16 protein-coding genes are annotated in these 13288 nt (G+C 69.6%); 8 read left to right on the top strand and 8 right to left on the bottom strand.

Features of this window, described 5'->3' with window-relative positions; all coding sequences use genetic code 11:
- The first annotated feature begins 70 nt into the window (after nucleotides 1-70).
- Nucleotides 71-565: a nucleoside deaminase gene (locus tag OG947_RS10820; protein ID WP_222632539.1), complete on the top strand. Its 495-nt coding sequence runs from the start codon at nucleotides 71-73 to the stop codon at nucleotides 563-565.
- Here OG947_RS10820 and OG947_RS10815 read toward each other — a convergent pair.
- The 3 genes from OG947_RS10815 to OG947_RS10805 all read right to left on the bottom strand — a co-directional run bounded on the left by OG947_RS10815 (nucleotide 507) and on the right by OG947_RS10805 (nucleotide 2886).
- Entirely contained in the window at nucleotides 507-1205 is a 699-nt protein-coding gene (locus tag OG947_RS10815; RefSeq protein WP_222632541.1) for a TMEM165/GDT1 family protein, read from the bottom strand. The two genes, OG947_RS10820 and OG947_RS10815, sit on opposite strands and share 59 nt — an antisense overlap.
- A 317-nt stretch (nucleotides 1206-1522) precedes the next feature.
- On the bottom strand, nucleotides 1523-2056 hold the full coding sequence (locus tag OG947_RS10810; RefSeq protein WP_027507330.1) for a hypothetical protein: 534 nt from the start codon (nucleotides 2054-2056) through the stop codon (nucleotides 1523-1525).
- Between the two features lie 206 nt (nucleotides 2057-2262).
- Nucleotides 2263-2886: a superoxide dismutase gene (locus OG947_RS10805; protein WP_328813903.1), complete on the bottom strand. Its 624-nt coding sequence runs from the start codon at nucleotides 2884-2886 to the stop codon at nucleotides 2263-2265.
- Between the two features lie 201 nt (nucleotides 2887-3087).
- On the opposite strand from OG947_RS10805, the gene OG947_RS10800 reads away from it, so the two are divergent.
- A complete protein-coding gene (locus OG947_RS10800) occupies nucleotides 3088-4278 on the top strand; it encodes an acyltransferase family protein (RefSeq protein WP_307096848.1) in 1191 nt (396 codons plus the stop codon).
- On the opposite strand, the gene OG947_RS10795 is transcribed toward OG947_RS10800, so the two are convergent.
- On the bottom strand, nucleotides 4266-5192 hold the full coding sequence (locus tag OG947_RS10795; protein WP_328813902.1) for an LLM class F420-dependent oxidoreductase: 927 nt from the start codon (nucleotides 5190-5192) through the stop codon (nucleotides 4266-4268). The two genes, OG947_RS10800 and OG947_RS10795, sit on opposite strands and share 13 nt — an antisense overlap.
- Nucleotides 5193-5368: 176 nt before the next feature.
- Here OG947_RS10795 and OG947_RS10790 point away from each other — a divergent pair, with 176 nt between their 5' ends.
- The 5 genes from OG947_RS10790 to OG947_RS10770 are packed head-to-tail and all read left to right on the top strand — an operon-like array spanning nucleotide 5369 to nucleotide 8962.
- Nucleotides 5369-5851 (top strand): hypothetical protein, encoded by a 483-nt coding sequence (locus OG947_RS10790; protein WP_328813901.1) that lies wholly within the window; start codon nucleotides 5369-5371, stop codon nucleotides 5849-5851.
- A 43-nt stretch (nucleotides 5852-5894) separates the two neighbouring features.
- Nucleotides 5895-6236 carry a rhodanese-like domain-containing protein gene (locus tag OG947_RS10785; RefSeq protein WP_204869490.1) on the top strand — a complete coding sequence of 114 codons (342 nt, stop codon included), beginning with the start codon at nucleotides 5895-5897 and terminating at the stop codon, nucleotides 6234-6236.
- A gap of 4 nt (nucleotides 6237-6240) precedes the next feature.
- Nucleotides 6241-7260: a DUF4328 domain-containing protein gene (locus tag OG947_RS10780; RefSeq protein ID WP_051613718.1), complete on the top strand. Its 1020-nt coding sequence runs from the start codon at nucleotides 6241-6243 to the stop codon at nucleotides 7258-7260.
- The gene (locus tag OG947_RS10775) at nucleotides 7257-8039 is read left to right on the top strand and encodes a glycerophosphodiester phosphodiesterase family protein (protein ID WP_204869492.1); all 783 of its coding nucleotides are present in this window, start codon (nucleotides 7257-7259) and stop codon (nucleotides 8037-8039) included. The genes OG947_RS10780 and OG947_RS10775 overlap by 4 nt, the downstream gene beginning before the upstream one ends.
- Before the next feature lie 11 nt (nucleotides 8040-8050).
- Nucleotides 8051-8962 carry a DUF5926 family protein gene (locus OG947_RS10770; protein ID WP_027507323.1) on the top strand — a complete coding sequence of 304 codons (912 nt, stop codon included), beginning with the start codon at nucleotides 8051-8053 and terminating at the stop codon, nucleotides 8960-8962.
- A 3-nt stretch (nucleotides 8963-8965) separates the two neighbouring features.
- Here OG947_RS10770 and OG947_RS10765 read toward each other — a convergent pair whose 3' ends face one another.
- Genes OG947_RS10765 through OG947_RS10750 form a run of 4 tightly spaced genes read right to left on the bottom strand, consistent with a single transcriptional unit; the run spans nucleotide 8966 to nucleotide 12503 of the window.
- Complete coding sequence (locus tag OG947_RS10765) at nucleotides 8966-9559, bottom strand: ferritin (protein ID WP_081821499.1); 594 nt, start codon at nucleotides 9557-9559, stop codon at nucleotides 8966-8968.
- Between the two features lie 42 nt (nucleotides 9560-9601).
- Nucleotides 9602-10888: an LCP family protein gene (locus tag OG947_RS10760; RefSeq protein ID WP_328813899.1), complete on the bottom strand. Its 1287-nt coding sequence runs from the start codon at nucleotides 10886-10888 to the stop codon at nucleotides 9602-9604.
- Between the two features lie 25 nt (nucleotides 10889-10913).
- The gene (locus OG947_RS10755) at nucleotides 10914-11696 is read right to left on the bottom strand and encodes a CPBP family intramembrane glutamic endopeptidase (protein WP_051613717.1); all 783 of its coding nucleotides are present in this window, start codon (nucleotides 11694-11696) and stop codon (nucleotides 10914-10916) included.
- A 30-nt stretch (nucleotides 11697-11726) separates the two neighbouring features.
- Nucleotides 11727-12503, bottom strand: a complete 777-nt coding sequence (locus tag OG947_RS10750; RefSeq protein ID WP_222641321.1) for a DUF2470 domain-containing protein — start codon at nucleotides 12501-12503, stop codon at nucleotides 11727-11729.
- A gap of 88 nt (nucleotides 12504-12591) precedes the next feature.
- Here OG947_RS10750 and OG947_RS10745 point away from each other — a divergent pair, with 88 nt between their 5' ends.
- Entirely contained in the window at nucleotides 12592-13287 is a 696-nt protein-coding gene (locus tag OG947_RS10745) for a hypothetical protein (RefSeq protein ID WP_051613716.1), read from the top strand.
- Nucleotide 13288: the final 1 nt, after the last annotated feature.

Genomic DNA, 13288 nt, shown 5'->3' with positions numbered 1-13288 from the left:
GTCGGACGGCCGACTCGGTTACCGGCCGCTCACTGAAACGAACCCTAGTCGGTGGGTGCAGACTCGGGACATGACGTTCCCCGGTTCGGCAGACGAGGTCCATGTCCGGCGTTGTGTCGCGCTCGCGCGCGAGGCACTCGACGCCGGTGACGAGCCGTTCGGGTCGGTGTTGGTCGACGCGGACGGTCAGGTGCTCTTCGAGGACCGCAATCGCGTGGGCGGCGGGGACTCGACGCGCCATCCCGAGTTCACGATCGTGGAGTGGGCCGTGCGGAACCTGACGGCCGACGAGCGCGCCCGGACCACGGTGTACACATCGGGGGAGCACTGCCCGATGTGTTCGGCGGCGCACGCGTGGGTGGGGCTCGGCGACATCGTCGTCGCGGTGACGAGTGCTCAGCTCACCGCGTGGCGGTCGGAGTGGGGTCTGGAGCCGGGCCCTGTCGCCGCGCTGCCCATCGGCGACGTGGCGCCGCGGATCCGGGTGCGGGGGCCCGTACCGGAGGTCAGCGCGGAGATGCGGTCACTTCATCGTCGGAATGCCGGTCTGCCGTCGGACGAGTGAGAGTCCAGCTCGTCGCCGCGATACCGAGGGCGAGGACCACGGCCGCGGCGATCAGTCCGACGGGTGTGCCGGGAAGCAGCCCCTCGAGGATCAGCCACACGCCGAAGACGAAGAACAGGGTCGCGGCACCGAGGGTGATGAGCCGCTCGGGCAGGTGCTTGCCCAGGGTCGCGCCGATGACGATGGCCAGAGCGTCGGCGGCGACCATGCCCAGCGTCGAGCCGATCCACACGCCGACCCAGTCGTTGTCGGAGGCGAGCGTGACGGTGGCCAACATCGTCTTGTCGCCGAGCTCGGCGAGGAAGAAGGCGGACGCGACGGCGATGAAGGCGGACTTCGTCACCCGGTCGGCCTTCGTCTTCTCCTCGTCGTCGAGCGAATCGCCGCGCAGCGTCCACAGGCCGAAGACCAGGAACGCGACGCCGCCGACGATGCCGATCAGGTGCGTGGGCAGCGCGACACCGAGGTAGTGGCCCACGGCGACGGAGACGAGGTGGACGAGCGTCGTGGCGACCGTGATGCCGCCGATGACGACCCACCAGCGGTACTTCAGGGCGAACGTCATGGCCATCAGCTGGGATTTGTCACCGAGTTCGGCGACGAAGATGACTCCGAAGCTGAGCAGCAGGGCGGCGAGCACGTCGAACCTCCAGGACAGGGCGCGTCGGCCGACACGAGGGGAGAACCTGGCCGACGCTCGGTGCAGCGCACCGTGCGGTCATCGGGACCGGTGCGGGAAGGCCGGAGGCCGGCCGGTCGACGAAAGGTCTCGCCCACCTGCTGCCACGTGTGTGGAAGCTCGGTTCACCGAGCCGGGAGCGCCCCGGCGAACCGGTGCGCGCCAGTATGTCGACTGGATGATCGGGGGCTACTCCCCTTCGCTGATTTCCACGCTAAAGCCCTGGTCAGGCTTCTGCAACTTCGACAAACCTGTTCGGCTACCCGAAATTTGTCGTGTCATGCAGCGAGCAACATCGCGAGGACGGCCGTATCGGGATGGCTGATGGGATCGAGGCCCACACGGCTGATCATCGACGTCACGGTGCCGTCCGCCTCGGCCTCGACCCAGGCGGCGCGATGGTCCAGCCCGAGGTGCGGCAGACCCGGCAACAGCACGCACCCCGACGCGGCCCCGGCGCACTCCGGCAGCGTCGGCATCGTCTCCGACGGCGGATGCAGCATCATCAGCGCGGCCGGCTGATGCAGCGCGAAGCGCTCCGGGGTCACCGCGTGGTCCCCGATGACGGGGCCCTCGGACACCACGATGCCCACGGTCCCCTCGTGTGGGTCGTCGGGCAGTTCCTCGCGGACACAGAAGACGGTGCTGGTGTCCAGCAGGCCGGGGGTCGACGCGACCCGCACCGTGAAGGCGAGAAGCTGCGCCCATTCCTTCGTCGTGTCGGGCCACCGGCCGGAGATGACGAAGCCGCGCAGCGTTCCCGAGGCGTGGAACGGGGCCACACCGATGATGCGACGATCGGGACTGGTCATGACGTTCTCCTCGCACTGGCCGGCATCGAGCGGGACGGCCTGCGCGGAACGTGCGCGGACCATCGGCACACAACGTCGGGTAGAGGAAGAGAACACCACCATCGCGCTGGCACACAAGTGGTCACGAGTGCCAGATGTGGCGGGTGAGACGACGAATGCCGCGCCCTCGTGGGACGCGGCATTCGCGGTACGACTGTGCGGCGGGACTACGGGAAGATGAGACCCGAGGTCTGCGACGTGGCTGCGGCGAAGCGCTGCTGCACGTCGGCCCAGTTGACGACGTTCCAGAACGCCTTCACGTAGTCGGCCTTGACGTTCTTGTACTGCAGGTAGAAGGCGTGCTCCCACATGTCGACCTGCAGCAGGGGAATGATGCCGAGCGGCACGTTCGCCTGCTGGTCGTACAGCTGGAACGTGAGGAGCTTCTTGCCCAGCGTGTCGTAGCCGAGCACTGCCCAGCCGGAGCCCTGCAGACCGTTGGCCGCGGCGGTGAACTGCGCGCGGAACTTGTCGAACGAGCCGAAGTGGTCGTCCAGTGCGGCCGCGAGCTCGCCCTCGGGCTTGTCTCCACCGTTGGGGGAGAGGTTCTTCCACCAGATGGAGTGGTTCACGTGGCCACCGAGGTGGAACGCGAGGTTCTTCTCCTGCAGGAAGATCGAGCCGTGATCGTCCTTGTCACGGGCGTCGGCCAGCTTCTCCAGTGCGGTGTTCACGCCGGCGACGTAGGTGGCGTGGTGCTTGGAGTGATGCATCTCGTTGATCTCCCCGGAGATGTGGGGCTCGAGAGCTGCATAGTCGTAGTCGAGGTCGGGCAGTGTGTACTCGGACACGTGTTTCCCTTCTCTTGCATCTGTTGTAGCTGACTGCTGGCGTTACCCAGCCAACGTCATTCGTACACCTCGCGCAAGAGTTCGACGCAGTCGGAGTGCAGCGCAGACACGCCGATGCGGACCGTGGTCCCCTTGCCCGCGCGCAGCGATGACGTGGGCGAACTCGACCGACAGGTGAACGGAACCTTAAGATCGAGGGTGATGACCTCCTCGACGCCCGACTCGGACGGTGGGGTGGTCTCCGTCCGTACGGCGGCCGATCCGCCGCGGATCCGGTTCGGCGGAGTCGACATCCTGCGTGCGCTGGCGGTCCTGACCGTCGTGTACTCGCACATCTCGTACTTCCTGGTCGACGATCTCGGAACACCGTGGTGGCTCATCGACGTCGTCACCCTCGTGTTCGTCGAGCACGGCGGTCTGAACCACCATCTCTCGTTCGTGGGCGTCGCGTTCTTCATGATCCTCACCGGACTGGTCGCGACCGCGTCCGTCGTCCGCAACTCGCCGCGCGCCTTCCTCGTGGGGCGGGCAGCGCGGTTGCTCCCGGTGTTCTGGCTGTCGGTCCTCGCCGCGATCGTGCTGGTCCGCCTCGGGGTGAACGGGATGTTCTCGCAGACCGTGGGCATCAGCAACGCCGAGGCCGCCATGAGCTTCGTGCTCGGCGGCTTCTTCGTGCGCCCGGAGGTCGTGGTCCTCGGGGTCACCTGGACGCTCGTCGTCCAGGGGGTCTTCTACGTGTACGCGGTGAGCATGCGCCGGGTGCTCGCGTCCCGCCCCGTGCTGGTTCCGGTCGTCGGCGCGGCGGTGTGCTGGCTGATCCTGCTCTACACCGATCTGGTGCCGTACGAGTACACGATCCCCATGGTCGACAAGGTCGCGGCGACGTTGCCCACCGTCTTCCTGGGCCAGATCGTGTACCTCGCGTTCGCCCGGCTGGCGTCGTGGCGGGCCCTTCTTCTCGCGGGTCTCGCCCAGTTCGCCGTCATCCGGTACGCGACGACGGTGGACGCCTTCCACGTCGGTCAGCAGGGTCACCTGTGGACGGTGCTGGTGCTCGTCGTCGCGGTGGTGCTGGTGGCTCCCACCGACACCGCGTTCGGCCGCTCGCGCGTGATCCACTGGCTCGCGACGCGCAGCTACACGATCTACCTGGTCCACACTCTGGTGCTCTACCGCATCTACTCGCTCGTCGAGCCGCATCTCGGTGCGACCGTCGCGGTGCTCGTCTTCGCGCTGATCACCGGTGTGCTCTCGGATCTCGTGTACCGCTACGTCGAGACGCCGGCGGCACGGTGGATCGCCCGCCACTGGTCGGGGCATCCGCGGACGCCTGCCCCGACCGCGAACGAGCCGACCTCGAGTGACCCGACCTCCGGCCCTCAGGCCAGCTGACGCATCACCTCGGCGGCGACCAGTTCGATGTGGTCGAGATCGGACAGGTCCAGCATCTGCAGGTAGAACCGGGTCGATCCGAGCCCGGCGTACGTTCCGAGCTTGTCGACGATCTCGGCAGGCGTCCCTGCCGCGCCGTTCGCCCGGAGCTCCTCCACGTCCCGTCCGATCGCGGCGGCGCGACGGGCGATCTCGTCCTCGGTGGTGCCGCAGCACAGCACCAGCGCGTTGGAGAACGTCATCGACGACGGATCACGGCCGATGTCCGAGCACGCTGCGCGCACCCGGTCGAACTGTGTCGCCGTCGCGTCGGTGTCCGCGAACGGGAGATTGAACTCCGTCGCGTGACGCGCGGCGAGTTCCGGCGTCCGCTTCTTCCCCATGCCCCCGATGATGATGGGCGGCGGACTCTGCACCGGCTTCGGCAGAGCGGGTGACTCGGTCACGGTGAAGTGGTCGCCCTGGTACGAGAACGTCTCACCCGCGGGAGTGCCCCACAGACCGGTGACGATCGCGAGGGTCTCCTCGAAGCGATCGAAGCGCGTGCCCACCGACGGGAACGGGATCGCGTACGCCGCGTGCTCCTCGGCGTACCAGCCTGCTCCGAGCCCCAGTTCGACGCGGCCGGCGCTCATCGCGTCGACCTGCGCGACCGAGATCGCCAGGGGACCCGGGTACCGGAAGGTGGCCGAGGTGACGAGGGTGCCGAGGCGGATCGTGGAGGTCTCCCGGGCGATGCCGGCCAGGGTGATCCAGGCGTCCGTGGGTCCGGGGAGACCGTCCGTGCTCATCGCCAGGTAGTGGTCGGAGCGGAAGAAGGCGTCGTACCCGAAGTCCTCGGCGGCGCGCGCCACGCGGACCAGGTCGTCGTAGGTCGCGCCCTGCTGCGGTTCGGTGAAGATTCTGAGGTCCATGGTTCGACAGTAGAAGGGCGTGCCGGAGTCGGGGAGCGACCGTGGGTGCGACACACGCGGAGAAAACGGGATCGAGTCCCGTTTCTGTGGATGTTTCTGTGGATGATGGGGATGGTGATTGTCGATCAGCAACCTCCGTAGGAAGTCGAAGATGCCGATCGACAATACTGCTCCCCATGGACTTCACCGCCGAGGCCGAACTGTCCGCCGCGCTCGACGACCTGCACGCAGCGGAGATCGACTCCCTGGCCTCGGCGGTCGCGCCGTTTCGCGGACGCCTCACCCGGAGCCATCTCGGCCGCGCGCGCCTGGTGGTCACACTCTCGGCAGACGGCCTGCCGCAGGCCGTCACCCTCGCCTCGGCTCTGCTGCGAGATCTCGCCGGTGGTCGCGACCTCGTGTCGCTGTCCGTCCGCTCGGCACGAGACCACGAGTCGGTGTCCGGACTGCCGCCCACCGACGGGTGGTCGTCGGTGTCCGAGGTGGCGGCGGAGCGGGCGATCTCCCGACAGGCCGTGCTCGCGCAGATCGCGGCGGGCACCCTGCCCGCGGCGAAGGTGGGGACCACGTGGGTGGTGGCCCGCGGCGCACGACGGTTCGAGAGCGGGCAGTACGAGAGCGGGCGGTACGAGAGCGGGCGGTTCGAGAACGACTGGTGATCGACGGTGGCACCGGGGCGAGGGGCGTGACAGGATCGAGTGCGTGAGCTTCGGATCCGTACCGTCCGTGTCCGTCTCCGACGTCCCGGAGCCCGGTCCCAGCGCCGCCCTGCTCGACGTCCGTGAGGACGACGAGTGGACCGCCGGGCACGCTCCCGGCGCGCTGCACGTCCCGATGGGCGACGTCCCGTCGCGGATGGCCGACATCAGCGTTGACGGCACCCTCTACGTGGTGTGCCGCCAGGGTGGGCGTTCGGCCCGCGTCGTCGAGTACCTGCAGCACGCGGGAGTCGACGCGGTGAACGTGGACGGCGGCATGGTGGCGTGGCAGCAGGCCGGCCTCCCGGTCGTCGACGACGCCGGTCGCCCGGCCACCGTGTACTGACGCCGTGACCGCTCCTCGGCCGGTGGCCTGGTTCCAGATCTGTGCGCGCTGCACACGGCGCATCGACGTGGGGCCGTCGCCGCGGCAGTGGTGTCCCGTCTGCCACGGGGTCCTGCTCTCCCCGGTGCCGGTCGGGCAGTCGACTGCCCCGGTCGGGCAGTTGCCGATGGCCGTCCGTCGTAACTTCCGCTGGGTGGCCTCCGCGCCCGGATCCGCGCCGCGGCGCCGTGTCCGCCGGGTGCCGACCCCCACCCCCCGTTACGACGTCATGCCCACCTGGGGTCTGCCGATCGCGCCGCGCCCGCACCCGAGTGCGCCGGAGAGCGCCACGGACCGGCTGGCCCGGCGCTCGACCTCCCTGCTCACGGCGACCGTCGCCCTGTTCGTCGCGGCGGCCGTCGCCGAGCTGGCCCGGTACGTCGTGCTGCTCGTCAGTCGCGACCGACTGATGCCCGCCGCGGTCCTCGCACTGTCGGACGCCGCCGTGTGGTGCCTGTCGTTCCTGTCCCTCGGAGTCGGTCTGGTCGCCGCGGTGGCGACGGTCGCCCGCGTGGTCCGGTTGCGCCGCAGCGCCTACGCCCGTCACGGACTCACCGATCCGCGGCGCACGCGAACCCTGTACCTCGGATCGCTGCTGCCGATCGTCACCCTGCTGTTGCCCGGGGTCTTCCTCACGGAGCTGGCCCGCACGAGCGAGCACCGGCTCCGACTCGAGCGTCTGGTGCCGTGGTGGTGGGCGGCCTGGGTCGGCAACTGGCTGCTGATCGCGGCAACTGTCGCGTGGCGCACCGTCGACGGCATCCAGGCGCAGGCGAACGGTGTGGTCCTCACCGCGATCACCGACCTGGTCGCCGCGGGGGTGGCCGCCCTCACGCTCACCGTGATCCGCCGAGCCGACGGCCGCACCGTGCGCGGCGACACCCGCACCCTCACGCGATGGACGGTCCTGCCGACCACCCCCGTGTCCGACACGACCCCGGCCCCGGAGGACACCGCACCCGACCAGCTCGCCGACGTCCGATGATCTACTCCGCACACGAGGCCACACCCCTCGTCGTCGCGCATCGAGGCTCGTCGGGAACGCGGCCGGAACACACACTGGTGGCGTACGAACAGGCGCTGCGCGAGGGGGCCGACGGCGTCGAGTGCGACGTGCGGCTCACGCGCGACGGCCGGGTGGTGTGCGTCCACGACCGACGGATCGACCGGACGTCGTCGGGAACCGGGATCGTCAGTGCCCTCACCTACGAGGCACTGTCCGGCCACGACTACGGGACAGCCGACGATCCGGCGAACGTGCTGCTGCTGAGCGATCTCATCGACATGGTCATGGCGTGGAAGGCGAAGCCCGCCAAGATTTTCATCGAGACCAAGCACCCGGTGCGCTACGGAGGCCTGATCGAGAACGCCGTGCTGGCGGAACTGCACCGCTTCGGCATCGGCCGACCCGGGTCGGCATCCCTGTCCCGCGCCGTCGTGATGTCGTTCGCGCCGTCGGCGGTGTGGCGGGTGCGGCGATCGGCGCCGATGCTGCCGACCGTGCTGCTCGGCACCGCGTCGCGCTACATCGGCGGCGGCGCCGCGACCACGGTGGGCGCCACGGCGGTCGGGCCCTCGATCAAGACGCTGCGTGATCATCCGAACCTGGTCGATCACGCCGCGGCGGCCGGTCGAGCGACGTACTGCTGGACCGTGAACACCGAGGAGGACGTGCATCTGTGCCACGACCTCGGGGTGCGCTGGCTCGCCACCGATCATCCGGGTCAGGCGCTCGCGTGGTTGGACGACAGCATCACCCGGTAGGTTCGACGCTCGTGGGTAAGAAGAGCAAGAGAAACAGCGGACCGAAGCCCGACAGTCGACGCGCGGAGCTGCTCGAGCAGCGCAGAGCCGAGCGTGAGGCGCTGTCGTCCGCGCCGGTGCGGCCGTTCGAGGGCCTCGCCTTCGAGTGCGACATCGTGGCGATGCGCGAGTTCGTCGCCTCCGCGTCGGCATCCCTCCCGGTGACGGGAAGCGACCGTCCCTTCACCCTCGCGACCGTGCTCCCCGGTGCCGTCGCCGCACTCGTGCGTGACGACGAGCAGAAGAACGCGTTCGTCGCGATGCAGGTCCAGACCTTCTCGGAGGATCTGTCGGCCGACCTCGCCGCCTCCGTCGTGTGGGCCTCCTCGGCGACGCCCGGAACCTCGACGGCGGCGTCGAACCCGTCCGCCGAGACGCCCGCGCTCACGGAACTCGTGGACGCGACGTCGCCCCTGGACATCACCGTCCACAAGGACTTCTCGTGGTGGATCCCGGAGGGCGCGGGAGCGGACCCCGAGGTCGACGCCACCATCGAGCGCGCCAACGGTGCGATCCTCCCGTCCGCCCGCATCACGGCCGATGGTGTGTCCGCGGCCTGGTGGGTCGACGCCGGCGACAAGGCGCACATCCGCTGGGTCCGTCCCGAGGACGAGGATCAGTTGATGATCGCGCTGGCTCGCTTGCAGTCGGTGGGTGAACTGCATGTGGGGGAGGGATCGCGCTTCGCCGGCTCGTTCCGTACCCACGGCCTGCTCGTACCCGTCTTCGACCTCGATCCCGAGGTTCATCCCGACGAATGGGCGACGGGCACAGCGGCTCTCGGCCGCAGGCTCGACGAGACGCTGGCCGACACCAGCGAGCTCACCTCCGAGCAGCGGCGCGCCCGTGACGGCCTGCGCAGCCGGCAGGTCACCCTGCGCTGACGATCAGGCGAGTCCCCCGGCGGCCCTCGGCGCGTTGCCGCCGCCGCGGGACTCGCTCGTCATCTCGCGGGCGATGAAGTCCTCGATGTGGAAGAGGTTCTCGCCGGCACGGTCGACGATGGTGAGCAGCGTCGTCATCGACGCCACCTCCTCGATCTGCTCGGCGAGGAACCACTGCATGAACTGCTCGCCCAGGTAGTCGCCGGTGTCGCGGGCGGTGCGTGCCAGCGTCGTGATCTGCTCGGTGACCTTCTTCTCCTGCCGCAGCGCCAGCTCGACCGGCTCGCGCACCGACCCGAACGCGTTCACGACGTCGTCGACCCCGGGCACCCGGACCTCGAGGTCGTTGTCCAGCAGGTACTGGATCATCATCATGGCGTGGCCGCGTTCCTCGTCGGCCTGGGCGTAGAACCGTGCGGCGAGCTGCGGCAGATCCGCCCCGTCGAAGTGGACCGCGATCGCGATGTACTGCTGCGAGGCGGTGAACTCGTGTCGCACCTGTTCACGGAGGAGAAGGTGGAACGCGCTGGACTCCCTGTCGTGGAACACCCCGGAATCCCGGGCGTCGGAGGCAGCGGACACGTCGTCGAGGCTCATGACGACACACGGTACTGGGTCGAGCGTGTCCGTCGGGACGCGTCATCCGCCGCCGACGAGGTCGGGGGGCAGCTGCTGATCGGTGGCCAGGAGCTCGAAGAACCGGGACGCCCGCTCGCGGTCGGACAGCAGGACGTTGCCCGAGCCGTCGACGTCCTCGAACCCGGAGACGGGAATGGTGGTGGTGACCATCTCCCCGCGCAGCGCCCAGCCGAGGGACGCCAGATTCCAGATGTGGTCGCCGTCGTCGACCTGCAGCGACTTCACGACCCCCCGTACCAGCGGCACCGCCCGGAACGGGTTCAGGAAGGTGGTCGAGCTGGTCGCCTTCGAGAGCAACGACGACAGGAAAAGTCGTTGGTTGTTCATCCGATCGATGTCGGCGAGTGCCGTCGCGCGGCTGCGGACGAAGCCGAGCGCCTGCGGACCCGAGAGCTCCTGGCAGCCCGCACGCAGATCGATTCCTGCCAGGGGGTCGACGATGTCGTAGGGCACGCAGATGTCCACCCCGCCGATCGCGTCGACCATGTCGGCGAACCCGCCGAAGCCCACCTCGGCGTAGTGGTCGATGCGCAGGCCCGTCACACCCTCCACGGTCTGCACCAGCAGCGGCGCGCCGCCGATGGAGAACGAGGCGTTGAGCTTGTCGGTGCCGTTGCCGGGAATCGGCACGTACCAGTCGCGCGGGAGGCTGACCATCGTGGTCGGGCCGCTCGCCGGCACGTGAATCAGCAGGATCGTGTCGGTCCGGCCCGCACCGATGTCCCCACCGGTCGCGAGTTCGGCCTCCTGCTCGGGAGTGAGTCCGGTACGACTGTCCGATCCGACGAGCAGCCAGTTGGTCCCCGGGGTGTCTCCCGGGCGACCCTCGTAGTTCCCGAGCGCGTCGACTCGGGACAGCGACGTGTCCGCCCAGACGGCGCCCCCGACGACGAGCAGGAGCAACACCACCAGGGCGATGCCTGTGCGGCGACCCCACCGTGGCCGCCTGCGTCGACGCGTCGGCTCGGGCGGCACCTGGCGCGGCGGAACCGGGGCGGGAGCAGGGGCGCGGCCTCGATCGGCCGGCCCACGCCCGTCGTCGTACGGTCGCCGGTCGTCCCGGTACCGATCGTCACGCCGTGGCGCGTCCCGCGCCGGGGGAACCGCCGACCACGCCCGCGGATCCTGACGGGGTGGTGGCTGCTGAGGACCCCGCTGCACACGGGTCTGGTCGGCCCACCCCGGAGGGCTGCCCGCCCGTCGCCGCACCACCGGCGGTTCCTCCGGACCCGGACGGCGAGGGGGTGGCGGTCGCCGCCGCGGGTCGTACGGAGGTTGCTGGCTCATCCGGCGACTCTAACCGGCCGACCTGTCAGCCCGGCAGCCACGAAACGTGATCCCGCAGGGCGGCGAACCCCACGAACGCCACGATGTCGATGAGGGCGTGGGCGATCACGAGGGGCCACAGTCGACCGGTGCGCTGGAAGTACCGGCCGAAGATCAGACCCATGACGAGGTTGCCGACGCCGGCCCCGAAGCCCTGGTAGAGGTGGTAGCTCCCGCGCAACACGGCCGACGCGAGCAGCGATCGGTTGTCGGTCCACCCGAGGGCGCGCAGCCGCGAGATCAGCCACGCCACCACCAGGACCTCCTCGGCGACCGAGTTGGCCACCGCGGAGAGCGTCAGCGTGATCGGGCGCCACCACACGTCGTTCAACGTGCTCGGCAGCACCGTGACGTTGAGATCCAGTGCGACGGCGACGAGGTAGAACAGCAGGCCCGGGATGCCGATGATCGCGGCGAGCCCCACGCCGTGCAGCACGTGCGGGCGCAGGCGGGGACGTGCGAAGCCGATGGCGCGTGGCCCGATTCCGCTGCGCCACAACAGGTACAGACCGAGTGCCCCCCATGCGCAGAGCCGGACGACGCCGATCAGTTGACGGAGGAAGTCGATCGGTCCGAGAGTCGACTGCGGCACGTTGATCGCCACGGTCTGGTCCGACAGGGCGCCCTGCTCGAGCGCGCTCTCGACGAGCGACAGAATGCTCGACAGTCCGCTGAGCCCGAACGTGAACAGCAGGACGACGACGATCTCGATCCGGATCGACCGTGGCGACTCGGTGGTGGGTGTCTTCTCCGGATGCACCCGGTCGATTGTGCCCGTGACCCGTCTCGAGGGTCGTAGTCAGTGGTGGTCGCGCGCCCGCAGGCCGTTCATGAACGGGCATCCGGCGAGCACGCGCAGCGCGCGACCGAGCTCGGTCACGTCGGACACGGGGTTCGCGAACGGCACCCGCACATCGTGGTCCTGGCCCTGCCCCTCCACCCGGATCCCGACGCCGTAGCGGTCGATGCTCAGCGGCCGGGCGCGACCGATGCGCAACGACGGTGGGAGTCGCCGCGCGATCTGCTCGACCATGTCCGAGTGGTCGCTGTCGAGGTGCTGCAGCCAGCCTCCCTCGACCTCCCAGAACGGATCGGGATCGGCGTTCAAGAGGTCGCGCACCGGCACCGGCTCCGCCCCCGTTGCATCGGCCACGACGACGGACTCGAGCAGCAGACGCAGCAGGATGCCGCTGTGTCCGATGTCGAGCAGTCCGGCGTGCGGGTACTGGGAGGCGACCGCCGCGGCGACCGCGCGCTCGGCGGTGTCCGGGACGCGGCGCAGCTCACCGCTGAGCCAGACCAGCGAGCGCACGGGTTCGCGCAGGTCCAGGGGAGTGTGGTCGGTCAGTTCGAGCACGGCGGGGATCCCCGCGGAGCCGGCCTGGAAGGACACGGCCCCCACGGTGCTGTCCGCGGGCACCACCATGACGATCTCGCCTGGCGAGCGCAGGAAGTGCATGGTCGTGGCGACGGGTGCGCTACCCTCCACCGCCAGGACGGTGTGCTCGGCACGCAGACACACGCTGCGCACCCGCTCGGCGGTGGACGGCGCGGTGGTGGTGACGACACCGTTCATGACGGCCCCCTCGGGTGGAAGTAATTAGGTAAGGGTTAGCTAACCAGCCCTCGCGCCGGTGCGCAAGACGTCGAACTAGACTCGGAGCGTGCCCACGATGCTGACCCTGGGCGTGCGCCCCCGGCGAGATCCCGAGGCCCTGTTCGCCGACCTGCTCGTCGCGACCGTCGACGACGTGGCGACGGCGGAGGCCCTCGAACCGCACCCACTCGTCGGAACGGCCTGCGTTCCGCTGAGTGCGGTGGACGACTCGGCCGCCCTCGAACGGTTCCTCGTACGACTGGACGTGGCTCCGCCCGACGAGCCGCCCTCGGTGCGCGCCTACGTGGTCGAGGCGACCGCCGAGCAGCTGGGCGACGCGGTGGCGATCACGCCGTGCTCGTCCGTCGTCGTGCTCTGTCCGGACGGCGACGTCGTGGAGACGACGGCGCTCGTCGATCGGGCCGGTCGGCATCCCGGCCTGGACGCGGGGTGGTCCGAGGATAGGGTCGCCGACTTCCTCGCGGTCGTCGCGCACGCGGAACACGGGTTCTTCGCCGTCGCGACCGACACGTCCTCGGTGCTCGCCGTGCTCGCCGGAACGGTGGCCGCACTGCGCGGCGACGACGTCCGCAGCGCGCTCCGCTCCCCGGATCTGGCCGCGCTGGTGGCCCTTCATCCCGACGCCGCGGCCGCGACCCGAGAGGTCCTTCTCGGTGTCCTGGTGCCGAACGCCGGGAACATCGCACACGAACTTCGCCGTCGTATCGACGAGATCACCGGCGACGCGGCGGGGGACGCGTAGC

It is taken from the genome of Rhodococcus sp. NBC_00297, assembly GCF_036173065.1.
In the GTDB taxonomy this organism is placed as follows: Bacteria; Actinomycetota; Actinomycetes; order Mycobacteriales; family Mycobacteriaceae; genus Rhodococcoides.
The sequence above is the reverse complement of the archived record's forward strand: the minus strand, read 5'-3'. Positions and strand labels throughout refer to the sequence as shown.

What these genes read in the sequence shown, in the direction of transcription:
- OG947_RS10820 (WP_222632539.1), top strand. Translation starts at nt 71, where the DNA reads ATGACGTTCCCCGGTTCGGCAGACGAGGTCCATGTCCGGCGTTGTGTC.
- OG947_RS10810 (WP_027507330.1), bottom strand. Translation starts at nt 2,056, where the DNA reads ATGACCAGTCCCGATCGTCGCATCATCGGTGTGGCCCCGTTCCACGCC.
- OG947_RS10800 (WP_307096848.1), top strand. Translation starts at nt 3,088, where the DNA reads ATGACCTCCTCGACGCCCGACTCGGACGGTGGGGTGGTCTCCGTCCGT.
- OG947_RS10795 (WP_328813902.1), bottom strand. Translation starts at nt 5,192, where the DNA reads ATGGACCTCAGAATCTTCACCGAACCGCAGCAGGGCGCGACCTACGAC.
- OG947_RS10790 (WP_328813901.1), top strand. Translation starts at nt 5,369, where the DNA reads ATGGACTTCACCGCCGAGGCCGAACTGTCCGCCGCGCTCGACGACCTG.
- OG947_RS10775 (WP_204869492.1), top strand. Translation starts at nt 7,257, where the DNA reads ATGATCTACTCCGCACACGAGGCCACACCCCTCGTCGTCGCGCATCGA.
- OG947_RS10765 (WP_081821499.1), bottom strand. Translation starts at nt 9,559, where the DNA reads ATGAGCCTCGACGACGTGTCCGCTGCCTCCGACGCCCGGGATTCCGGG.
- OG947_RS10760 (WP_328813899.1), bottom strand. Translation starts at nt 10,888, where the DNA reads ATGAGCCAGCAACCTCCGTACGACCCGCGGCGGCGACCGCCACCCCCT.
- OG947_RS10750 (WP_222641321.1), bottom strand. Translation starts at nt 12,503, where the DNA reads ATGAACGGTGTCGTCACCACCACCGCGCCGTCCACCGCCGAGCGGGTG.